18 protein-coding genes are annotated in these 24,257 nt (G+C 60.1%); 9 read left to right on the forward strand and 9 right to left on the reverse strand.

Annotation, left to right across the window (positions count from 1 at the left end):
- The first annotated feature begins 46 nt into the window (after positions 1-46).
- From GSQ93_RS08450 to GSQ93_RS08465, 5 genes are all read left to right on the forward strand, one after another.
- Positions 47-835 carry an NAD(P)H-dependent oxidoreductase gene (locus GSQ93_RS08450; protein WP_097276756.1) on the forward strand — a complete coding sequence of 263 codons (789 nt, stop codon included), beginning with the start codon at positions 47-49 and terminating at the stop codon, positions 833-835.
- Positions 836-1,383: 548 nt separating this feature from the next.
- The gene (locus GSQ93_RS37725; protein WP_216857589.1) at positions 1,384-1,665 is read left to right on the forward strand and encodes a TIR domain-containing protein; all 282 of its coding nucleotides are present in this window, start codon (positions 1,384-1,386) and stop codon (positions 1,663-1,665) included.
- The gene (locus tag GSQ93_RS38655; RefSeq protein ID WP_218864390.1) at positions 1,575-1,817 is read left to right on the forward strand and encodes a TIR domain-containing protein; all 243 of its coding nucleotides are present in this window, start codon (positions 1,575-1,577) and stop codon (positions 1,815-1,817) included. Before GSQ93_RS37725 ends, GSQ93_RS38655 begins: the two co-directional genes overlap by 91 nt.
- Before the next feature lie 116 nt (positions 1,818-1,933).
- Complete coding sequence (locus tag GSQ93_RS08460) at positions 1,934-2,635, forward strand: hypothetical protein (protein WP_158935226.1); 702 nt, start codon at positions 1,934-1,936, stop codon at positions 2,633-2,635.
- A gap of 62 nt (positions 2,636-2,697) precedes the next feature.
- A complete protein-coding gene (locus GSQ93_RS08465; protein ID WP_158935227.1) occupies positions 2,698-3,468 on the forward strand; it encodes a hypothetical protein in 771 nt (256 codons plus the stop codon).
- Between the two features lie 695 nt (positions 3,469-4,163).
- Here the strand turns inward: GSQ93_RS08465 and GSQ93_RS08470 are convergent.
- The 8 genes from GSQ93_RS08470 to GSQ93_RS08505 form a co-directional block, all read right to left on the reverse strand.
- Complete coding sequence (locus tag GSQ93_RS08470) at positions 4,164-5,291, reverse strand: aminotransferase class V-fold PLP-dependent enzyme (RefSeq protein ID WP_158935228.1); 1,128 nt, start codon at positions 5,289-5,291, stop codon at positions 4,164-4,166.
- A 135-nt stretch (positions 5,292-5,426) separates the two neighbouring features.
- Positions 5,427-6,248, reverse strand: a complete 822-nt coding sequence (locus GSQ93_RS08475) for a hypothetical protein (RefSeq protein ID WP_158935237.1) — start codon at positions 6,246-6,248, stop codon at positions 5,427-5,429.
- 217 nt (positions 6,249-6,465) lie between these two features.
- Positions 6,466-8,964: a bacteriophage N4 adsorption protein A gene (locus GSQ93_RS08480; protein WP_254073810.1), complete on the reverse strand. Its 2,499-nt coding sequence runs from the start codon at positions 8,962-8,964 to the stop codon at positions 6,466-6,468.
- Positions 8,965-9,032: 68 nt separating this feature from the next.
- Positions 9,033-11,240 carry a glycosyl transferase family protein gene (locus tag GSQ93_RS08485; RefSeq protein ID WP_158935230.1) on the reverse strand — a complete coding sequence of 736 codons (2,208 nt, stop codon included), beginning with the start codon at positions 11,238-11,240 and terminating at the stop codon, positions 9,033-9,035.
- A complete protein-coding gene (locus GSQ93_RS08490; protein WP_254073807.1) occupies positions 11,237-13,408 on the reverse strand; it encodes a cellulose biosynthesis cyclic di-GMP-binding regulatory protein BcsB in 2,172 nt (723 codons plus the stop codon). Before GSQ93_RS08490 ends, GSQ93_RS08485 begins: the two co-directional genes overlap by 4 nt.
- 298 nt (positions 13,409-13,706) lie before the next feature.
- A complete protein-coding gene (gene wecB, locus GSQ93_RS08495) occupies positions 13,707-14,909 on the reverse strand; it encodes a non-hydrolyzing UDP-N-acetylglucosamine 2-epimerase (RefSeq protein WP_158935232.1) in 1,203 nt (400 codons plus the stop codon).
- Positions 14,910-15,551: 642 nt separating this feature from the next.
- Complete coding sequence (locus GSQ93_RS08500) at positions 15,552-16,013, reverse strand: RidA family protein (protein ID WP_158935238.1); 462 nt, start codon at positions 16,011-16,013, stop codon at positions 15,552-15,554.
- Between the two features lie 82 nt (positions 16,014-16,095).
- Positions 16,096-16,965 carry an IclR family transcriptional regulator gene (locus tag GSQ93_RS08505; RefSeq protein ID WP_254073808.1) on the reverse strand — a complete coding sequence of 290 codons (870 nt, stop codon included), beginning with the start codon at positions 16,963-16,965 and terminating at the stop codon, positions 16,096-16,098.
- A gap of 114 nt (positions 16,966-17,079) precedes the next feature.
- On the opposite strand from GSQ93_RS08505, the gene GSQ93_RS08510 reads away from it, so the two are divergent.
- The 3 genes from GSQ93_RS08510 (at position 17,080) to GSQ93_RS08520 (ending at position 21,066) form a co-directional block, all read left to right on the forward strand.
- Entirely contained in the window at positions 17,080-18,279 is a 1,200-nt protein-coding gene (locus GSQ93_RS08510) for an aminotransferase class V-fold PLP-dependent enzyme (protein WP_158935233.1), read from the forward strand.
- A 213-nt stretch (positions 18,280-18,492) separates the two neighbouring features.
- Positions 18,493-19,608, forward strand: a complete 1,116-nt coding sequence (locus tag GSQ93_RS08515) for a porin (protein ID WP_158935234.1) — start codon at positions 18,493-18,495, stop codon at positions 19,606-19,608.
- 87 nt (positions 19,609-19,695) lie between these two features.
- On the forward strand, positions 19,696-21,066 hold the full coding sequence (locus GSQ93_RS08520; protein WP_158935235.1) for a gluconate:H+ symporter: 1,371 nt from the start codon (positions 19,696-19,698) through the stop codon (positions 21,064-21,066).
- A gap of 81 nt (positions 21,067-21,147) precedes the next feature.
- Here the strand turns inward: GSQ93_RS08520 and GSQ93_RS08525 are convergent, their stop codons facing one another.
- Positions 21,148-21,816, reverse strand: coding sequence for a response regulator transcription factor (locus GSQ93_RS08525; RefSeq protein WP_254073809.1), 669 nt, complete (start codon positions 21,814-21,816; stop codon positions 21,148-21,150).
- 735 nt (positions 21,817-22,551) lie between these two features.
- Between GSQ93_RS08525 and zwf the strand changes: the two genes are divergently transcribed.
- Entirely contained in the window at positions 22,552-24,027 is a 1,476-nt protein-coding gene (zwf, locus tag GSQ93_RS08530; protein WP_158935236.1) for a glucose-6-phosphate dehydrogenase, read from the forward strand.
- Positions 24,028-24,257: the final 230 nt, after the last annotated feature.

Here is a 24,257-nt window from a genome sequence, read left to right on the forward strand (position 1 = left end):
CTGATCATTGATTAGCCTGCTTGCTCCACCATCAATGAGATGAAAGATGAAAGTCCTTATCGTGTACGCCCATCCTGAGCCGACATCCCTCAACGGCGCACTACGCGACGTCGCCGTCCACGAATTGGAAGCACAAGGACACGAGGTTCGCGTATCGGATCTCTATGCCATGAACTGGAAAGCCGAGATCGATCGCTCCGATTTTCCGCCGCTTGAGCCCGACCAACGGCTTCAGGTAGCGCCCGCCTCGGCCCAGGCCTTTGCCTCCAATACGCTGACCGCGGATGTGAAGGCCGAGCAGGACATGCTTCTCTGGGCCGATGTCCTGATCCTTCAGTTTCCGCTGTGGTGGTTTTCGATGCCGGCGATCCTCAAAGGTTGGGTCGATCGGGTGTACGCCTTCGGCTTTGCCTATGGTGTCGGCGAGCAAAGTGAGAGACGGTGGGGCGATCGCTATGGCGAGGGGACGTTGGCAGGCAAGCGTGCAATGCTCTTAGTGACCACGGGCGGCTGGGAGGAACATTATTCCGCTCGCGGGATCAACGGCCCGATTGACGACCTGCTGTTCCCGATCAACCACGGCATCTTGTTCTACCCGGGGTACACGGTGCTCCCGTCGTTCGTAACCTATCGCGTCGACCGCCTTGACGAAGCCGGCTTCCTTGCTGTGTCCAGCCGCCTGCGCGAACGGATGAAGACGATTGAAACAACCCAACCGATCCCTTATCGGCGTCAGAACTTTGGCGACTACGTGATCCCCACGATGCAGTTGCGGCCCGAATTGGGATCGCCGGGCGCTGCTGGCTTCTCTATTCATCGGAGTGAAACGGCTTAACGCGTATTGTGGACGGCGACAATCAGCAAGTCCGGCGTAGCGACAATCATCTTGTCCGGTAGTTCGGAGTCGAAGGCGGCGTAGCCGCCGTAGACGACGAGCTGCCGGAAGGTGCCTGGTCGGCGGCAGAATAGGATGGGCGACTAGAAGCTAAAGAAGCAGTCAGCCCATGTCTGGAACCCGCACCACCGATCGACAGGTCCGCCTCTACATGACTAATCGTAAAGTCACACGCAAGAAACCGCAGCTGCAAAGTCAGGCATGGCTTCGGCGATTTAGACAGTAGTCATTGGTCGGTCAAAAACGTTGACCTGTATCACGTGCTCACGCGTTATGGTCTAGTACGGCCCCCGGCGCAACCCACGGCCTTCACGACGGCTGCCGAGGTCGCGCCTGGCATCCGTCATCCGCTCGCCGAACAACTTGACGCATTGTGGCAACCGAGGGCGGGCTTTATACGGACGGCGGCACAGGCATCAGCGGCCGCCTCCAGAGCAAGTACGGTCCCTGCTGCGGCTTTGGACGGATCTACCCGAGAGTCGCGGCGCGTGTTCATCGTGCATGGTCACAATGTCGGCGTGCGTGAGGAGGTTGCGCGGTTCGTGGCGACCCTCGGGCTTGAGCCGGTGATCCTCCATGAGCAGGCCAACCAAGGGCGCACCATCCTAACCAAATTTCAGGAGGAGGCTGCCACCGCCGGGTTTGCGATCGTGCTGCTCACCGGCGATGACCGGGGGGCGTGGCCAACGCTGAACCGGAACAGTATCAGCCACGTGCGCGACAGAACGTCGCATTCGAGTTTGGCTTCTTTGCCGGAAGTCTCGGGTTGAAGCACGTGTGTGCGCTAATCGACGGGCCGGTCGAGAAACCGTCTGACATCGACGGACTCGTGTATGTCTCACGAGCGGGGGAGTGGCGGATCCATCTCGCGAGAGAAATGAAGGCGGCCGGTCTCCCGATTGACGCCTCGAAACTCATCTGACATTGCCATGCCATCGCTACTCGGTCGCACTGTATGGGGCGCCCGGGAGGCAATGCGGTGATGGTCACGATTGGCAGACTGAGGAAAACGTTATGACGAACTGGCAAGATTTTGCGGTGGTGACGCTGTCGTCGGCCAGCGCGAGCATGGTCCTCAGTAGCGCCTTGGTCTGGCTGCTGCGCACCTGGATCGGCGAGCGTGTGCGCGGTGCGATACAGGACGAGTATGCGCAAAAGATCGAGACTTTGAAGGCGCAATTGCAAGCCGATGCGAATCTAAAGCTTGAAACCTACAAGGCGGCTCTGAAAGGGCAGGGCGACGTTGAACTTGAGAAGCTCCGTGCATCGTTGTCAGTCGAGGCAGCTGCACGCAACGCGCAATACGGCGGACTGATCGAGCGCCGCTTCAACGCTGTCGCTTCAGCGCATGGACTGCTTTTGCGTTTTCATCAGGCGGTGCAGCAGATGGTGCAACCTGATCTGTTTGCGCGAGGGCCAAGCAACGACGAACGGTCCGAGACGGTGTATCAAGCCAGCGTGGCTTTCGAAAAAGCTTATCCGGATCAAAAAATTTTCTTGCCCAAATTGTTAAGCGACCAAATAGACCACATCCGACAGTCGCTTGTGAGCAATGCCAACGTCTACCAGATGCTGATAGCGCCCAAGCAAGACTATGAGCATCACCTCAAGGTTTATGTGAAGGTCAATGACGACCTACCAAAAACAATCGCAGCGCTGGAGGCCGAACTGCGTGCGTTGATGGGCGACAAAGTAGATGCGCTGTCGGCACCGGGTGCCCCGTTGCTCGAACCGGAGTAAAGCGCCATGGCTCGCCCAAAAATTCAATGGACCGATGCGCAGCTGCGCAGCTGCGCGACATCATGAGTATGCTTGCTTCGATTGATCGTAAATTCCCGGTTGATAATGCGCGGTTTCTTGACCAGCTGATAGACGCGGTCCGCGCAATTACCGGTCGCCTGTACGGCGCGACGACTTATTCGCTGCTGCTGCGAGATGTCGCAACCGGGTTAGGCATTGAACGTCATCCTAGCTCAACAACGATCCAGAAAGCGGTCTCTCGTGCGCAGTCACTGGCGCCAGCGGAAGCCGACGAATTGACGTCGAGCGACATGGCCGCTTGGCGTCGGGCGCTGATCCCGGTTGTTCGCGACGCGCTTGGCCCTCTGCACGCCCTGCTAGCCGAGCAACACACTGCGCCGGCGCGCTCCACCACCGAAGTAAAGGGCGACACGGTTGAACTCATCCAGCGGCTTCAAATGGCCGAGCTTGTTCTGCATGATGCACATGCTCGCGTTCGGCGACTCGAAGACGAGAACGGTCGTTTGCGGCGGGAAGCCGCGCAAGCCGAAGCACGCGCCTCAAGCGCTGAGTCCCGCATTACTCAGTTATTTGAGGAGTTACTTCGGAAATTTTCGGAGTCGGCATCCGGTGCTGATTTCTTAGGGAAAATTGCTAAGCGGCTTGACGGTACGGAGCAGTTTCTCAAGATGCAAAACGACGCGGTTCGCTTGCAGGTGACGGCAGAAGCAGATACATTGCGGCGCCAAGTCAAACAGCTACGTGAGCAAATCGACCACTTGCAGATCGACAACGATCAGTTTCGCCGTGCTTTGACAAAACAAAAAGAGTAATAAATTCTAAAATGCGTCGATTGCTATCGATGATTGTCGACAAGTTAGACGTCCGTGTCGAATGTCTCAAAGTGGCCGATCCGTGACATTCGAAACGCTTACCGGCACGACTAGTCGGGTAGTTGTGTGAAGCCGGAGTCATACGGCCGGATGGTAGTGAGGTCTCTCATGGCCTACCATCTCCCATAGTCAGTCATTCAAGGTAGAAGAGTGAAACCAGGCATACCGCTGCATCACTTGCATCGCAATTCATCGGTCGCATAACTTTATCGAAAACTGCTGCGCCAGCGATGTCACAGACGGCAACTAACAACAATACAAGCCATACAAGCCGCACGAATGCCTCTACTTTGTAATGGGTATTTCCATAGCCTGGGGGCGCGGAAACGGGGTTAGGGCAAAGTTACTCGGGCACCGCCACGAAAGGGGCTGCAACAGACAAACCGAACCCATTACTACCGCGCCACATCTCTACCGGGAGCACGCATTCGCTGACAGTGTGACTGACGTTCGTGGTTATCGGTGTGGGAACGGCAGGAAAGTGACCTGTAGCCGCCCCACCGACGTCGCCGCCTCAATGTCCGCAACGGCCGAACAGTACGCACCGCTGTCCACCAGATTCCGACTCCCCCTGCCGAGCGGCTCGCGAGGACAAACAACATCCCCGTCTCCGCAAAACGAAAAACAAAACCGCCCTACCCAATACGATCCAACCCCTCCGCAAGCCTTCCCACTGCACTTTCAACGTCGTGCAGTTTTTCCAAGCCGAATAATCCGATGCGGAAGGTTTTAAAATCCTCAGGCTCATCGCATTGCAGAGGAACGCCGGCTGCGATCTGCAAGCCGGCATTTGCGAACTTCTTGCCGGACCGTATGCCGTCATCGTCCGTGTAGCTGACCACAACGCCCGGCGCCTCAAACCCTCGGGCCGCCACGCTTTTGAAACCTCTGTCAGCGAGAAGTGAGCGAACGCGTTTGCCGAGTTCGAGCTGCTCCGCTCTCACTTTATCGAAGCCGTATGCCTCGGTCTCTTTCATGACGTCACGCAGCGTCGCAAGACCGTCCGTGGGCATAGTCGCGTGGTAGGCGAACCCGCCGTTCTCGTAGGCTTCCATGATTTGCAGCCATTTGCGAAGATCGCAAGCGAAACTGGTGCTTGTCGTTCCGTCAATTCTTTCGCGGGCGAGCGGGCTGAGCATCACCAGTCCGCAGCACGGCGACGCGCTCCATCCCTTTTGCGGCGCGCTGATCAGGACGTCAACGCCGCACGCCTTCATGTCGACCCAGACCGTGCCGGAGGCAATGCAATCCAGTACGAACATACCGCCCACGGCGTGCACGGCGTCAGCCACCGCGCGCAAATAAGTATCGGGCAGCATGATCCCGGATGCAGTTTCGACATGCGGCGCAAAGACCAGATCCGGCTTGTTTTCCCGAATCGCGGCGACCACATCGTCGACCGGCGGCGGTGCATAGGCAGCCTGTCTTCCTTGTTCGACCGGACGCGCCTTCAGCACGATCGATTCAGACGGAATGCCGCCCATGTCGAAAATCTGCGACCAGCGGAAACTGAACCAGCCATTACGAATAACCAGACACTTCCGGTTCGTCGCGAACTGCCGGGCAACGGCTTCCATGCCGAACGTCCCGCTGCCCGGAACAACAACGGCCGACTTCGCGTTGTAGACTTTTTTCAGGGAATCGGAAATATCGCGCACGACTCCTTGAAAGAGCTGCGACATATGATTGATTGATCGGTCGGTGTAAACGACTGAATATTCGAGGAGTCCCTCGCGGTCGACATCGGGAAGTAAGCCTGGCACGGTTGTCTCCGGTTATAGATGAATATAAGGATCGGATACTGATTCTAACGAAGCCGCCTGTGGCTGAGGTAAAAAGGATTTTGGCGTTGCTGCAGTTGTACCAGATCACGAATGCCGCTCGCTTGAAGCATCGTTTTATTCGCTGGTTTGCGCACGCATGGAGAGAAGCGCGCCAACAAGCTCCGTGGAAACATAATGCGGACCATCGAACAAATACACGCGATACCCCTTGTAAGCAACAAGCTGAGGCAAAAGCTCCGCCGGCGTCGCGGCCCGAAAACCTCCGCCTTCCTTCGGGCGAAACGCCTCGGCAATGATCCGCACGCGGCGCTTGCCCAGCGTCTCCGACAGCGCATCCGCGTATTCTCGCGCCGCCCTCGGCCCGCGTGCATACACGCCGCAGCCGTCCTGGAAAAATACGCCGATATCCTTCGGCAACCAGGTATCGAGCCATTGCGCGAGCGCCCTGCCACCCACGTTTGCCCGGTCATAAACGCTGATCCACAACGGCCGCGGCAACGCAGCAAGCAGCGGCCCGAGCTGCGCGGCATCGGCCCACGTGGAGTCGATTTCAACCGGAAAGTACCAGCCAGCCACATGCACCGGTGGACGGACTGCCGCGAGCCGCACCGACTGTGCGACGAGATCCGCGATCTGCGTCCTCGCCGTGTTCTCGTCGAAACGGCCGGCCAGCCCCACGATCACATTGCTCGCCCAACGCTCATTGGCAATGCGCGTCCAGTCGGGCACGCGTGCTGCCATCGGCAAGCCGGCGCCGGGCAGGAAAGACTGACCGTCAACCGCCGTCCACTGCACGAGCAGATCGCGCACGCCGAGCTTGTCCCAGTCGCCATGCGGATCAATATGATCCCCGTCGATCTGCCACACCACGCCCTCGGCCAACGACGCCGTTTCATCCGCTTCGAGCGCGCAGCCCGGCGTCAGCGACGTGAACATCGTGAGCAAGGTCACGGCCATCAGCCGCCGGCGCATGCCGTCGGGTTCATCATGAACTTGGCCGGCTACGTCATGCGCGGTGCGATTTTCATCAGGCATACGGAGCCGGTTTCGAGGGGAGTATCGGTAATTGCGACGGTCGCCGCGACAATCACGCACGGCATCCGATCGACTCCGATTAAATCACATAAGACGCAAGACGCATTGGCATCGTAAATCAGTAGGAATAGATGGCGCCGAAGAACAAGCCGCGGGAACGATCGTCGCCCGTAATGTGCCACCTGTATTGCACCGACAGATCCACATATGAACGCGGCGTATCGTACGCGCTGTCGCGCATCCAGTAGCGCGTCGACACGCCTACACCCGCGCCCACGGGGATACTGTGATCGATCGACGAATCGTAATCCGCGCCGATCACCGCGTACGGAAACACAGTCAGCTTGGGACTGATCGAATCGATACGGAACGTGCGGCCGCCTTCAATGTTGGTCGTCGCGTAGCAAGTCGCCGCGTTCAAGTAGCAGCCGCCTTCCGCGTACATCTGCTCGGTCCACCACGACGGTTTGTCGATATGGCGCTCCGTGCCGACGCCGCCCGAATACGCGATCCGCGCGAGCCAGTCGTTGTTCACGTGCGAGCCGATCGGGAAAATGTGCTCTATCGCAAAGATCGTGTTGCTGCTGGCGAAGGGCTTTACGCGCGCACCGATCACGTTCTCCAGCGTCGATGCGCCGCTCGGGCCGCCATCCCTCACGCCGAAGCTTTCGTATCCGCGCGTATAGACTTCGAACATGCGGTCGTCGAGGCTGCCGAACGGCCGCCAGTACGCTTCCGCGCCGGCCTGCCAGTTGTTCGCAATACCCGGCGAAGGCGTCGATGCAAAGCCCGACTGCAAGCCCGCGCTGCGATAGTTCGTGGATACGCTGAAGCCCCAGTCGCGGGTCACGTTAGCGTGCGCGTTGCGCATGTCGAGCAGTTGCTGCGGCGTCGCGGCTGGATCGCCTTCCGCCGGCGTAATGCCTGCGTCGATCGCACGTTCGAAATACATCGCCGCGTCTTTGTTCTGGTGCGCGTGGGCCGCGGTATAGGCCATATCCGCGTTCGCCCTGGACGGCAGTTCTCCCGCTTGATCCGCCTGTTTGAAACGCTGGTATGCGACGCCATTTTCGCCGGCGCGCTGGGCGATGTATGCAGCACTCAGATCGGGCATGCCGTCCAGCAGGCCATCGCGCACAACCGCCTTCGCTTCGCGCGCGGCGGCAGCGGCCTGATGATCGTTCGTCAGCGCATTGATTAGTTCTACACGATGCTGCGGATCATCAGGCGCCGCAGCAACGGCCTTGCGCTCGAATTCGATGGCGGCTTTCTTGTCGCCTCGCTGGGTGGCCGCGACAGCATTCCGCGCAGCCGAAAAGCCGGGATCGGCGGGATAGACGTAGCACAACGCACCATACTCGGTGGTGTCGCAAGCTATATCCGGACGCAACGCAGGGTCGATGGACGCGGTCGTCGCAGATGCTTTCGACGCACCCGCAGCGAGCAGTTGCTTCGCTTTGAAGCGGCGCGCGGCGAGTGGCGGATCGGTATCGTCGCGCACGAACTTCAGCGGCGCGAGCAGGTCGAGCGCGCGTTGCGGCTGGCCTTCGTTATTCCACACATCGGCGATGATCGTGCGCGTCACGCGCTGGTCCCGTTGCGTCGCGCCTTTTTCCTGCAGTGCCTTCGCGAAATCTGCATCGGCTAGTTCAACGTTGCCTTGCGCCGCGCGCGCATAACCGCGCAGCGTCCACAGCATGATGTCGTTGCGCCCGTTCGCAGTACCGTACGCAATGCCGTCCGACGCAGCAGCCTCCACGCCGGACAGATCGTTCGCGGCGAACAGTGCGTCGATTAACTGGATCCGGTAGCCCGTCCGATCGGGGGCATAGGCGATCGCCTGGCGTATCAACTCGACCGCTTGCGAAATATCGCCCTGACTTAGCGCGGCGAACGCGTCGCTGGAACACTTTGGCGCGAGACGATTGCCGATAAACGAACGACGCGATCGCAATGCATCCGTGTCGCCGAACCGCTTGGCCGCGTCCTCGTCGGCATCGAACGCGACGGCATCCTGTCCCGCGTTGCTCGCTGCGTCGATCTGAAGCAGACGCAACCGCAGCACATCCGGACGCAACGCAATAGCTTCGCCCGCGGCCTTCGCCGAGCCGGCGAAATCCTTGCTGGCGTAGAGCGCGTACGCACGTTGCGCAGCGGCGAATGCCGCGCCCGTGAGGGGCTTCTCATTCGCTTCGCCTGGCACCGATGCCGCCGATACGTTAACCGCCTTTCGTTTGCCGCGCGTGCTTCGAGCTTGCGTGCCGACATTCGTTGATCTGCTCAACGCCTTGATCTGCGCGCGCCGCGAGACGAGCGCCTGATCCGGGCCGATCTCGACAATTGCGTCGTTTAGCGAAACAACGGCAGCCTCATAGTGATGCGCCGCCGCCAGCGAGTTAGCGAGGAGCAGGCGCAGCGACACTACATCAGGACGCTGACGGATCGCTTCGCGCGCTTGCGCTGCACCCGTTTCGTAATCGAGACGTGCGAACGAAGCGTAGCCCTCCTGAGCGACACGATACGCAGCGCCGGAAAGCGGCAGCGGCAACTCGCCAGATGCCGCAGACGAGGCGGCCTGTGCGGCCGTGCCGAAGCACAGCGCAGCCGCGACTATCATGGCGGCCACATGGGTGTTCGGTGTCAAAGCTGCGAACCTGCAAAAGTGGGGTGTCACGTCGAGCTTCATCAGCGAGTCGCCTCATCGCCGCGCAAACGATGTTGTTCCTGAATCACGTTTTCGAGTGCGGCGCGCGAGATAACGTCGCGCGACACCATGTAGTCGCCAATCATGCCATGCAGTTCCGGCCGATAGCTCTGCAGCGCGCCTTCGAAACTGGCGCGCGTCACGTGTCCGAGTTCGATCAGCAGATCGCCGATCAACGGTACGCCGCGCCGATGCGTGGGCACCACATCGACATCCGCTGGCAACATGCCGGCTCGCAGGTCCATTGCCATTTCCGAAGCAATGGGCGCCGGGCCGGTGACATCCACGCCGCGCAGCAGCCGGATTCCCATCGCGATATCGCCCTCACGCACAATCCGCTGCGTGACGGGCTGCCCAAGTTGCGTGACCAGATACGCGAGCGGCGCGTCGCTGATCGGATTTGCCGTCAACAGGATCGTTCGGCCGTGCGAATCCTCGCCTTGCGGAAGCACGCGATGCCGGACGATATCCGCAAGCGGCAATTGCTCGGCATCGCGCGGCAGCCGTTCAGGATCGAGCGACCCGCGCTCCAGATCCGACTGGAACGCGATCGCTTCGGCGAGCGTTTCTTCGTCTAGCCAGCCTTTCGCCATCAGCACGCGGCCAAGCGGCGCTTCGCGTGCATGGCCTTCGTTCAGCGCAAGTTCGAGCTTGTTCGCGTCGATAGCCTGCCACGACACCAGCAATTCCCCGAGCCGCTGACGTTGGATGCCGAGCCCGTCTTCCGACGGAAAGTCATGCATCGTCTTGTCCCATGCGAGCCGCTTGCCCGTCACCAGATGGCCGATGAACAGCTTCCACGCCCGCGACACAGCCATGAAATTGATGAAGTTGCCCACGACCATCCGCGGCACCGACAACAGTCCGTGTTCCCACCCATACAACCGGGTGACGAAAAAGATCCGTTGCACGACACGCAGCGATAGCGCGCAGGCGTTCGCCCACAGCACGAAAACGAGCCACGTCGAATCGGAAAACGGCGATGCAAACAGACGCGGCGCCACATTGGACATATTGGCGATCGAGAACATCAAGAACTGGAGCACCAGTCCGTAAGCCAGGATTCCGACAAACGCCGTGACAATGCCCTTGCGGTCGCGCAACAGCAAATAGCGGTTCGCAAGCGAGCCGCTCCAGCCGGTCTGCTTCCAGCCCTGCAGGCCAATGCCGAGGGTCCAGCGCGCCCGCTGTCGATACGCAGTCCGGAATGTATCGGGAAAAAATTCGCGCACGCACAGCGGCATGGTCAGCATGAATTCGCGCTCTTTTCCCAAGCCGAACCAGGACTTCCGGCGGGTCGCGAATTGCACCGGAAAGCGCGCGAAAATCGACAGCATGCCCATCTTGCCAAGCCGCTCGCCAACGTCGTAATCCTCGGTCAGGCTTTCGGTATTGAACGGCTGGTTGTTCGTTTGTTCGATCAGCGCCAGCATGGCGCGGCGTGAAAAGCACGTACCCACACCCGCTGAGGGCACGGTGCCGGACAGGCTTTCCCGCACCACCAGATCCTTCGCGTGCCATTCAGCGAACTCGTCCATATAGGTGCCCGCGACAAGCTCGAACCAGTTGCGTTCCAGCGAGGCTACGGGCAACTGAATCATGTCCTTGCGCGGCAACAGGTAGTTGAAGAAGCGCAGTTCAACCGGATGCAGCACGTCCTCGCTGTCATGCAGCACAACGCCCGCAAATTCGATGTCCGCCTCTTTTTCATGACGAAAAATAGCCGCGATCACCCAGTTCAGGCAATCCGCCTTGCAGGTCGGACCGTCGTGCGGTACCTCGACGCGCCGCAATTGTTTATAGCGGCGGCGCATGCGTTCCACTTCGGCGATCGTCTGCGGATCGTTCTGATACGTGCCGACGAACACCACATAGTTGCGGTAATCGAGCACCCGCACCATGTCCTCGAGCATCGACGCGATCACGTCGTATTCATGCCACGCGGGCACCATGATCGCAATAGGCTGCTGGTCGTGCGCATACAGCTGCGCGCTGGTCAGCGGCTTGTGCACGCGCTGTATCGTGAGGCGGCGCAGGATCTCACGCCCCCAGTACCAGGCGTCGATGAACAGGTCGTCGAGACTGGACAGCAGGATGATCGTCGCGACCACCGCGGCCACATACTCCAGTCCCTGGTAGTAGTGCGCGACGGCGTAGCCCGGATCCCAATTCAACGCGGCGACAGTCACGTCTTGTTCCGATGCCTGCGACGAGCGATCGACGCAGCCAGCAGCAATACGAGGAACAGTGCAACCAGCGCCGCCGGGATGCCCCAGCGCCACCCGTTCTGCGCGAACCACGAGACGCCGTTATCGAGTTGAAGTACTTCACCCGGATGCAGCGTGTCGAAGCGCTTGGCCACCCCGCTCGCGTCGACCACGGCAACGTCGCCCGGCGTCAATTGCATCGATGCAGGCAACACCGGCGCCGTTTCGCCTGTCGCGCGGTAGACGATCCCAGCCGCACCGTCCGCCCTCACCACATCGATCAACGCGAGGTTCTTCAGGCCGGATACATCGGCGAGCGTCTTGCCCGACGCATCAGTCAGCGTCATACGGTCTTGCGACAGCATCGCGTGTGACGTTTCGCCTTTCACCGCGACATCGGCGGCAAGGAACGGATCCTTCGGCGCAACAGCTTCGCCATTCGGTGCAACCGACAACGTCGTACGCGACGGCACGATGCCGGCCGCATTCGCCAGCCGGGCGACGCGCGCGAGCGACAGCGTCGTGTCGTCGAGATACGCAGACGGCACGATCAGCGTGGCGTTCGTCGCGAACCGTGCGGCCATGCCAGCGAAATTGTCCTCAAGATCCGCCTTGTCGAGTTGCAGCTTGCTGGTCGGCAGCACGGCGATAGGCTGGCCTTCCGAGCGCGCCTGGCAACCGCCTTCCGGCTGGCGTTCGAACACCACATGCAGCAGATTGTTCGATGCCAGCGCGTAGTGCGGCACGTGTGCGGTGATCCGTTGCGGCTTGCCGTTGGTGTTCAGCAACTGCGCGCCGATCAGCACGTCGTTGAAATAGATCGCGGCGGTTTGCCCGGCGCCGTTGAGCGTGGGCATAGCCGATACATCGAGCACGATCGAGGACGGAAGCTTGCCGTTGCCTGACACCGTGCCCAGATCGAAATTCGCGTCCCACGTCGCGCGGCCGAGCACATTGAGCGTGCGCGGCTGACCGCCGAGCGCCGACAACGAGATTGCATCGACGTCCGCATTCTGCGTGCGGTCGATCTGATGCACGACCAGTCGATCCGACACGTCGATAGCACGCCAGGCACGCGCGAGTACCGCGACGCCGTCGTTATCGCCGACGACGATTGCGACCTGCCCGGCCAGATGCGCGAGGCGCACTTCGCCAGCCGCGAGCGGCTCGGCAATCGGCCCGATGGAACGGGTGCGCCATGCGTCGAACGCAGCAGCCGTGGATGAGCTTGCGCCACCCGCAGCGGCCCCGACTTCCGCGCGCAGTGCGTCAAGTTCAGTTTTGAGCGAGTCGCGCAAATGATCATCGGCGACGATCACATCAGGCGCGAAGCCCGCGTGTGGTGCGAGCGCCACCAGCGCGCCCGCTTCTGCCGGGCTCGCGAGTTTGTGCAAGCCGCCTGTGGCAAGCGCGGCGAATGCGGGAACGGCCCGTAGCGCATCCGGCACCGTGACGCCGCTCAGGTCGACGGTGTCACCCGCGACCGGCCATGCGCGCGTAACCGGCGTCTTGCCTTCGCGCTGCAACTGGGCTTCGGCGCGCCAGCCTGCGTCGAACGCCGGCGCCGCTACGCCGCGTGCGCCGGTCATCACGACGGGTGTCTGCGGCAGCGCGCTCCACGCAGTGCGCAAGTCCTTGATTGCGGCGGGATCGAAGCTGTAGGTCAAGCGAGACGTCGGCCCGATACGCAGCACATTGCCGATAGCGGTCTGGTCGGCGCAGACGTTATCGTTGATCACGGACGACCAGCCAAGACCGACGCGAACGAAACCGCTCGGCCGCGCCGCGCCGTCAACGCCGACCGAGGCCGCCGCGTCTCCTTGCGGCTGTGTCAACGCCCGGGCGAGGACGGGCGCGCCGTCAAGCGACAGCAGCATGGTCGTACGGCCGCCGTCGGCGTGCAGAAACGTACCGTCGAACTGAAACGTCGCATTGGAGATCGGCACATTGACCGGCACCGGCAGATAGAGCTCCTGACGCGCGTCCGGTGCGTGCAGGGCGACCGGATCACGCATCCCAAGGTCAGCCAGCGACACATTGCGTATCGCCATGCGGCCGTTGCCGAGTTGCGCGAAAGCAGCGGCTACGCCGGTGGGCGCGGCGACGGGTGCATCGGCGAGAGCAGCGGCCGGAGCGGCTAAAGAAGGCACGGCATGGGCTGTCAGATATAGCGCACAAAAGACGGGCCATGCTGTGCAGGCGGCTAATCGAAGGGATGCGCTATAGCGAGGAAACGGTTTGATGGTCAAGAGTCTTGTCTCAGATTTAGCAAGCGATGCATTAAGAACATCGACATTGCACGGCAGGCACACGCCGTAGCCGCGCTGGTTTCAAACGGGATTTGCCGGGTTGCTATCGGAAAAAAGGCTTAGCGCACGCTTAGCGCAGCGGTTGTCCAGCGGTTGTACACGACCGCTCACAACGCGACGACAGCCTGCGCGCAGGTTGTTACGCGGATTGCTTCGAACGGGTCCCGCTCCCGGCGCTGAACGGCAGGCATTGCCCTGCCGTGCCCTCCGTAAATTCGTCGAAGGGCCGGCCTGCGAGCGCGGCGACGATGCGCCCCGATGCATGGCCGTCGCCGTACGGGTTGATACGGCAAGCGAACTGCTCGCGCGCGCCCTGATCGTCGAGCAACGCAGCGACCGCGTTCACGATCGACTCGCGCCGCGTACCGACCAGCTTCACGGTGCCGGCCGCCACAGCTTCCGGCCGCTCGGTGACATCGCGCATCACGAGCACCGGCTTGCCGAGTGCCGGGGCCTCTTCCTGCACGCCGCCCGAGTCCGTCAGGATGATCGACGCGCGCTGCATGAGCCGCACAAAACCCACGTAATCGAGAGGCTCGATCAGATGCACGTTGGGCAGCTTGCCGAGCACGTCCTGGACCGGGCCGCGCACGTTCGGGTTCAGGTGCACGGGGTAGACAATCTGTACGTCGCCGCGTTGAGCCAGTTCGGCCAGCGCCGCGCAGATGCCGTCGAAGCCCGCGCCGAAACTCTCGCGGCGATGGCCGGTGACAAGCAGCACCGGTTTCGTGTCATCGATAAAAAGCAGCCGTGCGTCGAGCTCGGCCCGCAGCGCGGCGTCCGAGTCGATGCGGGCAACCGTCATGAACAGCGCATCGATGACCGTGTTGCCCGTCACGATGACCCGGCCCGACAACGACTCGGCGGCCAGATTTGCTTTCGAGCCGGCAGTGGGCGCGAACATCAGGTCGCTTATCACGTCAACGAGGCGCCGGTTCATCTCTTCCGGCCAGGGCTGCATCAGGTTGCCGGTGCGAAGGCCCGCTTCGACGTGGCCGACGGGAATCTTCCGATGAAATGCGGCGAGTGCGGCAACCGATGCCGTCGTCGTGTCTCCGTGCACCAGTACGCGATCGGGATTTTCTTTGACGAGCACGTCGTCGAGAGAGGCGATCAGACGCGATGCCAAGCCATTAAGCGTCTGGTTGCCCGTCATCAGCGCGAGATCGTAGTGGGGAGTAATTTTGAATAGCTCAAGCACCTGGTTGAGCATTTCGCGATGCTGACCGGTGACACAGACGATCGACTCAATGGAGGAGTCTGCTTCGAGCTGCTTCACGAGCGGCGCCATTTTGATGGCTTCCGGGCGTGTACCGAAGATAGAGAGAATTCGCGCTGACATGATTTTCGGCCGTTTCCAAGTTGGTTCCGGCCCGCAGCGGATGCTGCTTTCTAGACCTGAATATCATGCGAGCGCTCCGGTGTGGATTTGAATCGCGCTTGTTCCCGATAAAACCTGTCACCCTAGACCGAAAATCCCGTGTTCTGGACTCGCAGACTCTCACATACGTCTTACCATTCCACCTGCTGGCGCGCATTTTAACCCTGCCAGTTATCACGCGACAGCGGTTTTTACTTTCTTTTGCAATAAGGAAACCGAAAGGCTAACGGCGAAAAAAACGACTTGATCGGTAAAGCAGGCTATGAAGGTAGCTAAAGAACGCCCGCACTCCTGCTCGGAACAAGGCCTATGCGTTGCTCGAACAGGTGGCGTATTTGCCCAATCCGCGCTAGCTAGCAGAAAGGTAAGACGAAATAGACAAGCCAATAATATGATTTGGATTACTTAGCAAATGAGTGAGTATAAATTCTGGACCACTCACATCATCTCATCTTCCCTTTCTCTGTCACTTAATCGCAAAGTGCTGCCGAGATGAACAGAAGCTCGACAGCAGCGGCATTGACAATACTCTCGCGGACAGTGCCCGAAGACGCCGCGCCCGCTGACGAAGCGACGGCGATAGACCTAAATTACCGCTAAATCTCAATCGCGAATAGCGACAATAGCTTCAATTTCCACCGTGATATTGCCCGGCAGTGACCCCACGCCGACGGCAGAACGTGAGTGTCGGCCCGCGTCGCCGAATATATCGACAAAAAGGTCGGAGCAGCCGTTGATCACGCGGGGGTGATCGGCGAAATCCGGCGTTGCGTTCACCATGCCGAGCAGCTTCACGATGCGTTTCACTCGGCTTAAATCGCCCAGTTCCACATGCAGGACCGACAACAGGTTAAGACCCACGAGTAACGCATGGGCATACGCTTCATCGGCGGTGACAGTGTCACCGACCTTGCCTGTCATCAGTTGTCCGGTCGCATCAAGCGGCCCTTGCCCCGACAAGAACAGCAGGTTGCCGTCGCGCGTGCAGTGAGTGAAGTTGCCTATGGGCGCGGGCACGTCCTGAAGTTTTAAGCCGCGGGCCTGCAGTCGTTCATAGCAGTTCATCTCAGTCGAAAATCCCATGTTGCGTTGGTTCTCTTTCAAGTGTTGAGGACAAGGTTCAAATAGCGACACGCCGCCGCAACGCCTAGCCGATAGCGTCAGGCGTGCGGCGCTGCCAGCCGAGCCGCGCTTCAATACGCGCAGCAACAATTTTCAGTTCATCGCCGAAACGTTCAGTACTCTGAAGCGCTTTGGCTTCCGGCATGACAATCGAAATGGTGAAAACGCAGTCCCCGGCCTGATCAAGTACCGGGGCGGCGAGGCACGCCACGGACGCATCCGACTCTCCAATCTGGATCGACAAACGCGCATCCAGCGCTTCACGCGCCATTCGAGCGAGCACATTGGGACGCGTCTCGGCACGCGCCGTGGGAGAGGACTTCGCGTAGCGTTCGAAATAGGCGATCCGCTCGGCGTCCGGCAGATGTCCTACCAGCAATCGCCCCGATGCAGTCCAGTTGAGCGGCACCCGGCTTCCCACGCGCGAAGTCACCCGAAAATGGCCCGGCCCCTCCGCCATTTGCAACACGACCATCATCCCTTCTTCGAGTCCGCACACCTGCACCGTCTCACCGACCTGGGTCGACAACCGGTTCATCTCCTCATGCGCGACCGCGAGATAGTCGAGCGAACTGGCATACGTCAGCCCATAGCCATAAAGCCGCGAGCCGAGCCAGATCGCGCCCTCGGGCGTGCGGGCCAGCAGGTTCTTCTCTACCAGGTCATTGATGATCGAATAGACCGTCGACAACGGCGCACCGACCAGACGCGCGATCTCGTACGCCGTGATCGGACGATTGGTGTCCTGCAACGCATCGAGGATCTGCACGGCCCGGTCGATCGCACTCGTACGCGTGCGCGCAGCGGGCGGGGCTGCGGGGAGATCGGATGGGGTCGGCACCGGCGGCTCGCCGGACTGCGGTTCCTGCATGGTTTGACGGGGCTTGGCGGTCATCGCGCTCCTGGAGACTGATTGTTTTTGTACAGTTTGACGCAAGCGCATCGTATGATAATCTAATACACAATTACAACATACATTCCATAATAAAGGAATACCAGGAGCCGCACGATGGATATTTATTCCCGATTTGGTCTACGCCCGGTCATCAATGGTTCGGGCACGATGACGAGCCTGGGTGCGTCCATTGTGGCGGCGCCGGTCATTGAAGCGATGGCCGCCATCCTTCCTCAGTTCGTCGAGATCGACGACTTGCAACGCAAGGCCTCGGCCGTGATCGCGCAGGCTTGCGGCAGTGAAAGCGGCTATATCACAGCGTCCTGTTCGGCCGCGATCACGCTCGGCATTGCGGCAACCATGACCGGCGATGACTCCGGATTGATCGAGCGTTTGCCCGATACAAGCGGGCTGCGCAACGAGGTCGTCGTGCAAACGGGCCACCTCGTCAATTATGGCGCACCTATCGACCAGGCCATCCGTCTCGCCGGCGCCCGCGTCGTGCCGGTGGGCGCGGCCACGGAGTCGCATGGCTACCAGTTATCCGCTGCGATCAACGAGCGCACGACCGCGGCGCTCTACGTGGTCTCGCATCACACGGTCCAGTTCGGCTTGATCCACGTAGAAGAATTCATCGCCCTCGCGCATGCGAAGGGCGTACCGGTCATCGTCGATGCGGCGTCTGAATATGATCTCACGCGCTTTATTGCCGCCGGCGCCGATCTCGTGCTGTATTCCGCGCACAAATTTCTCGGTGGTCCGACCGCAGGGATTGTCGCCGGCAAGAAAACGCTGGTACGTGCCGCCTATTTCCAGAATGGCGGTATTGGCCGCGGCATGAAAGTGGGCAAGGAAGGCATTGCCGGCGCCATCGCCGCACTCGAACAATGGCAGCAGCGCGACCATGCAGCGGTGCGCGCCCGTGAACGCGGTTATCTCGAGTTGTGGCGTGAAGCGCTGAATGGCCGCCCCGGCGTGCGCGCGGAGATCGATGCTGATCCGACCGGCAATCCGCTTGATCGCCTGAAACTGTCCATTGATCCACGCGAGGCTCGCATCAGCGCCTGGGATCTGGCGGATGCCCTCGCCCATCCGCCGGCGGGCAGCGTGCCAGTAATCGTCCGCGATCACGAGGCCGAACTGAATTTCTTCTTTATCGACCCGTGCAACCTGCACCCCGGACAGGAGCACAGCGTACTTGAACGCCTGCTTGATGAACTCGAGCGGGCGCAGCGCGCGCCGCATCCGCGGGTTACACCGTTTTTCCAGCGCGATGCGCGGCGTGGCGCCGGCCGGCGCAACTGGCCTGACTGAGCGCGCTGACTGAGCGCGCTGACTGAGCGCGCTGACTGAGCGCGCTGACTGAGCGCGCTGACTGAGTAGCTAGCTGAACCTGATTTTCTTGTATGACCGATACGCCGGATTTTCTCCGGCGTCGCTTTACCTTGCACGTTTAGTAATCCTTATTCTATCGAAGACAATAAAAATTCATCGATAGACGCCCTTCTTTCGACCAGAGGAAACCAGATGCATAAGCAGATCCTTCGCACGGCTGTGGCCGTCGCCGTGACCGGAAGCGTTGCGCAAGCCGCTTTCGCCCAAAGCAGCGTGACGCTCTACGGTATTGTGGATGCCGGCTTCACGTACACCAATAATCAAAAAGGCAATAGCGCTTATCAGGCCACTCAGGGCAATGTGCAAGGGTCGCGCTGGGGTTTGCTTGGAAGTGAAGACCTGGGCGGCGGCAACAAAGTCCTGTTCAGACTCGAAAACGGCTTCAGCCTGGAATCGGGTTCGTCGGGCCAGGGCGGACGCATGTTCGGCCGCAGCGCATGGGTGGGACTGAGCAACAACCGCGTGGGTACGATCACGCTCGGCCGTCAGTACAACAGCGTGCAGGACTATCTTTCGAATCTGCAGATCAACGGCGTGGGCGCAATGAGCCAGTACGGCAACGCGATCTACGACAATGACGACATCAACAACACCTACCGCACCGACAACGCCGTCAAGTACACCACGCCGACGTTCTCAGGCTTCACCGCCAACGCAATGTACGCGTTCTCGAACACGGCCGGTGACTTCTCCAACAACCGCGCGTGGAGCGTGGGCGCCGATTATGCCGCGGGCCCGGTGCGCCTGGATGCGGCCTACTCGCTGGTCGATCATCCCGCGTCGAACACGGCCGGTGCGGCACCTTCGGACAACTACTACAGCACCAGTTCGTCGATCATCAGCAACGTCGCGCGCAATCAGGTCTGGGGTGCAGGCGGCGCCTACACGTTCGGGCCTGCCACCGTCGCCCTGCTGTACACGAACTCGCACTTCGACCTCCTGACCGGCGGCAGCCTGCGTTTTGCGAACTACGAAGCAAGCGTGCGTTATCAGTTCACGCCTGCCACGCTGCTCTCGCTCGGCTACATCTACACGAGCCAGAACAGCAGTTCCGCAACCGCGACGAATGGTCACTACAACCAGCTCGCACTCGGTGGCGAGTATTTCCTGTCGAAGACGACGGACGTTTATCTGAACGGCATTTACCAGCGTTCGGCCGGTGCCAAGGCATGGATTGAAGGCGCCTCGAATCCGTCCAGCAACAACGGTCAGTTCGTCACCGTCGTCGGCATTCGACACAAGTTCTAACCAGGCATGCCGGACTGTTGAAGACCCACGCGGCTCGACGGTCCGGCTTTTTCGACTGGTTTTTCCGACCGCTATTTTGGAGCCTCCATGGCGACTGTCCAGGGAAGTCTGTTACTCGTCTACGCGTTGGTCGCGATCATCGCGCTGGTCGTGCTGATCGCGCGATTCAAGCTCAATCCGTTTATCACGCTGATGGTGGTGTCCGTCGCGCTCGCGCTTGCCGTCGGCATGCCGATGACGTCGATTCTCAAGTCATTCGAAACCGGCGTAGGCGGAACGCTCGGGCATATTGCGATCGTCGTCGGGCTCGGTACGATGCTCGGCAAGATGATGGCCGAATCCGGCGGGGCTGAACGGATCGCACAAACGCTCATCGGATTGTTTGGCCCGAAGAATGTGCATTGGGCGATGATGTGCATCGCGTTCCTCGTTGGCCTGCCGGTATTTTTTGAAGTCGGTTTCGTGCTGTTGATTCCGATCGCATTTAACGTCGCGCAGCGTACCGGTACGTCGATGATCCGCGTCGGTATTCCGATGGTCGCGGGACTCTCGGTCGTGCACGGTCTGATTCCGCCCCACCCGGCCGCGTTGCTCGCGGTGACGGCATATAACGCGGACATTGGCCACACGATTTTCTACGCGTTGATTGTCGGCATTCCCACTGCGATTATCGCCGGACCGCTGTTCTCGAAACTGATCGCGAAGTTCGTCGTGCTTGAGGGTGTCAACCCGATGGCGAAGCAGTTTATCGAGCAGGACGCCGCACGCGCGATGCAGAAATTGCCGAGCTTCGGTATCACGCTGCTGACGGTCTTGTTGCCGGTGCTGCTGATGCTCGTGGGCAGTTGGGCCGACCTGATCGTGCCGGCAAAGTCGACAGCCAACAACGTGCTGCGCCTGATCGGACATCCGGACATGGCACTGCTGCTTGCCGTGCTGTTGAGCTTCTATACGTTCGGCTCGGCGCGCGGGTTCAATCGCGAATCCATCCTCAAGTTCACGAACGAGTGTCTGGCGCCAACCGCAAGCATCACGCTGGTCGTGGGTGCGGGGGCAGGCTTCGGGCGCATCCTGATCGATAGCGGCGCGTCCAAGGCGATTGTCGATGTAGCCACTGGCGCACACGTGCCGCTGCTGATTCTCGCGTGGCTGGTCGCCGGTTTGATCCGGGTCGCGACGGGATCGGCGACGGTTGCCATGGCCACGGCAGCGGGCATCATTGCACCGATCGCAGCGGCCGCCGCTTCCACCGCAACGGGCGTGCGTCCCGAACTGCTCGTGCTCGCGACAGGCGCGGGGTCGCTGATCCTGTCACATGTGAACGACGGCGGTTTCTGGCTGGTCAAGGAGTACTTCGGCATGACCGTGACGCAGACGTTCAAGACCTGGACCGTCTGCGAGACGATCATTTCGGTGACCGCGCTAGCGTTCACGCTCGGGCTGTCGATGGTGATCTGAAGCGGCGCGGCACGTCGGATAAAACGCGTGTCGCCTGCTTTAATAACATTGCAATTGCGGTGCACCGGAGCCGTCATGAGATCACGTTCCCAGTCGATACCCCTTGCTGCGGATCGTATGGAACAACGGCTCCTCGCCTTCTGTATCTATCTTCTTTCGCAGCCGTCCGATATGAACCTCGATCAGGCTGGTACCCGGATCGAAACGGTATCCCCAGACGGCCTCGAAAATCATGGGCCGGCTGAGGACACAAGGGCTCTGTTCCATCATGTAGACCAGCAACCGGTATTCGGCGTGACTCAGGTCTATTGCCACGCCGGAGCGCGTGACCTGCCGGCTCGACCGGTCGACCTCAAGCGTCCCGACCTGGAGCCGTGTGTCACTTGACACGTGGCTCGCGTCCTTGCGCCCAATCATGGCTTCAAGACGGACCACCAGTTCGTCCGGATGATAAGGCTGCGTCAGATAGTCGTCGCCGCCCGAGCGCAAGCCTCGCACTTTTTCATCGACGTCGGACAGCGCACTGATCATCAGGACGGGCAGGTTGATCTCGGCCTCCCTCAGCAACCGGACCACCATGATTCCGTCTGCGTCAGGCAGCGTTCGCTCGAGCGTCATGGCGTCGTAGCCCTTGGCAAGCGCTGCGCGCATCGCCTCGCGCCCGGTCGTGACAAGATCGACCTCAAAGCCGTGTTCACGCAGCGTTTGGGCGATCTCCGCAGCAGTGCCGGGATGGTTCCCGACCGTCAAGATGCGCCTGCGCCCCGGAGTCCCACTCGCAATGTTGCTCGCCAATTGTTTTGCTCGTTATAGGTTCGAAGGTCTCTCCCTATTTTAACGGGTCAATAATGTGCTGAGATTAAGATTCCACCACTATTACACTCAAAATCAATCAAATAGCGCCAATGTCACCGTGCCTTTAAGAATATTTCAGATAGCTAAATCGACTTGAGGTGTTCGATATTTTTCGTGGAAACCAGAGCTGTCTTGGCAACGCAACGCCCGGATGCTTGGCTGGCGCATGACTTAACTTTTCACCACCCCATTTCGTTACGCACGACTTGGTTTCACATCGATTATCGAATGTCTGATTGCAGCTTTTTCATGGAAATCCAACATGAAGGTTTAAACCAAGCAACTCCGGTTTCCAGCATGCTTCGGATTTGGCGACTGCCTGCGCCTTCCCTTCTGCCAACAGATTCGCGCCGCGTCGATTGGAATGCAGATGCCTATTGCCGTCTGCAGGTGAGAACAACAGCGCAGGTCGCACGCTTACACTAGCGTTACAGGTGCGCCGTTGCATCGTTTCCCGACCGGTCGGACGTTTTTTCTGCAGTATTCCGACGATCGCGAACGGCACCATCGATCGCATGTGCCGACCATGCTCGTTTAAAGCGTAACTGGTATAACGACATACTTAGCGTCGCACACGGCCCGCTCTGCGGAGCGCAATTCTGACTGCAAACTCGCGATTCACTACGCACCATGACCACTCAAACTCATTCAGCCGCGCCCGATCTTCCTGTCGACATGATCATCTTCGGCGGTGGCGGCGACCTGTCCGCACGCAAGCTCCTGCCCGCTCTTTACATGGCGCACTTGCACTGCAACCTGCCCCCGAAAACGCGCATTATCGCGATCGGCCGACGCGACTGGTCGCGCGAGCAATACGTGCAATTCGTGGAAGAGCAATCGAAACCCTTCGTCGACAAGAAGGCGCTCGATCCGCAATCCTGGGACAGTTTCCTGGCGCTCTTCGACTACGTGCGCATCAACATTGATGCAGCGAGTGACTATCTGCGGCTCGCGGAAGTTGCGCGCAAAGAGGTATGCCGCGTGTTTTATCTTGCGACAGCGCCGGATTTGTTCACGACCATCTGCGACAACCTTTCGGCCGCCGGCCTGGTCGACAGCAACTCGCGTGTCGTGCTGGAAAAACCGCTGGGTCATGACCTTGCCTCGGCGCAAGCGATCAATGCTTCCGTCGGTCGTCATTTTGCCGAAGCGCAGATCTATCGCATCGACCATTACCTTGGCAAGGAAACGGTGCAGAACCTGATGGTGCTGCGTTTTGGCAACGCGATCTTCGGACCGCTGTGGCAAGCGCCGTACATCAAGAGCGTGCAGATCACCGTGGCGGAAACAGTGGGCGTGGGGAGCCGTGCGGGCTTCTACGACCAGACCGGCGCGCTGCGCGACATGGTGCAGAACCACCTGTTGCAACTTCTGTGCATCGTGGCGATGGAACCGCCCGTGTCGCTTGATCCCGATGCCGTGCGCGATGAAAAGCTCAAGGTGCTGCGTTCGCTGCGCAAGATGACGGTCGCCGATATTGCCCGCGATACCGTGCGCGGCCAGTACAGCCCGGGTGCCATTGGCGGCGAGCCGGTGAAGGGTTATATGGAAGAGGACAACGTGCCGGCGGAGAGCCGTGCCGAGACCTTCGTCGCGATCCGCGCGCATATCAACAATTGGCGCTGGGCGAACGTGCCGTTCTTCCTGCGTACGGGCAAGCGCTTGCAGAAGAAGCAATCGGAGATCGTGATCGACTTTGCCGACCTGCCGTTCTCGATCATTCCGAGCGGGCCGCGCAATTATGGCAACCGGCTGGTCATCCAGTTGCAGCCGGAAGAATCGATCCAGTTACAGATGCTCGCTAAGGAGCCCGGTAGCGGTATGCATATGCTGCCGGTGAACCTGAATCTGGATCTGCAGCAAGCCTTTAGCGAACGTCGTGCGGAAGCGTATGAACGGCTGTTGATCGATGTGATGCGCGGTCGACTGACACATTTCATGCGTCGCGATGAACTCGAAGCGGCGTGGGCGTGGGTGGAGCCGATCCTGGACGGCTGGAAGGAATTGAACGACCGGCCGCGGACTTATACGGCGGGGACGTTTGGACCAGCCGCGTCTTCGGCGCTGATGGCGCGGGAGAATATGGCGTGGGCGGAAGAGGCTTAGGAAGGTTTTTTTTCGTTCGCACTCAGGTTAGGGTTTTGGGCTGGCGGGGTGGTCGGTTCTGGGGTTAGCGGTCGGGGTTGTTGATTCTGGCGCTAGCGGTCGGAGTCATTTCCGGGTTGCTGCTTTCAGTGTTAGTGGTCTGCGAGAGCTGGATTTTCTCTTTATCACTGTTAGCCACTGCGCGTGGCGGCGCGTCATTTCTTTTATATGAACGTCCCCGTTTGCGCCAG

The organism is Burkholderia sp. S171, assembly GCF_009766085.1.
Taxonomy (GTDB): domain Bacteria; phylum Pseudomonadota; class Gammaproteobacteria; order Burkholderiales; family Burkholderiaceae; genus Caballeronia.

Coding starts and splice junctions, on each gene's coding strand:
- GSQ93_RS08450 (WP_097276756.1), top strand. CDS start 47: ATGAAAGTCCTTATCGTGTACGCCCATCCTGAGCCGACATCCCTCAAC.
- GSQ93_RS08465 (WP_158935227.1), top strand. CDS start 2,698: ATGAGTATGCTTGCTTCGATTGATCGTAAATTCCCGGTTGATAATGCG.
- GSQ93_RS08475 (WP_158935237.1), bottom strand. CDS start 6,248: ATGTTCACGTCGCTGACGCCGGGCTGCGCGCTCGAAGCGGATGAAACG.
- GSQ93_RS08480 (WP_254073810.1), bottom strand. CDS start 8,964: ATGATAGTCGCGGCTGCGCTGTGCTTCGGCACGGCCGCACAGGCCGCC.
- wecB (WP_158935232.1), bottom strand. CDS start 14,909: ATGTCAGCGCGAATTCTCTCTATCTTCGGTACACGCCCGGAAGCCATC.
- GSQ93_RS08500 (WP_158935238.1), bottom strand. CDS start 16,013: ATGAACTGCTATGAACGACTGCAGGCCCGCGGCTTAAAACTTCAGGAC.
- GSQ93_RS08505 (WP_254073808.1), bottom strand. CDS start 16,965: ATGACCGCCAAGCCCCGTCAAACCATGCAGGAACCGCAGTCCGGCGAG.
- GSQ93_RS08510 (WP_158935233.1), top strand. CDS start 17,080: ATGGATATTTATTCCCGATTTGGTCTACGCCCGGTCATCAATGGTTCG.
- GSQ93_RS08515 (WP_158935234.1), top strand. CDS start 18,493: ATGCATAAGCAGATCCTTCGCACGGCTGTGGCCGTCGCCGTGACCGGA.
- GSQ93_RS08520 (WP_158935235.1), top strand. CDS start 19,696: ATGGCGACTGTCCAGGGAAGTCTGTTACTCGTCTACGCGTTGGTCGCG.
- zwf (WP_158935236.1), top strand. CDS start 22,552: ATGACCACTCAAACTCATTCAGCCGCGCCCGATCTTCCTGTCGACATG.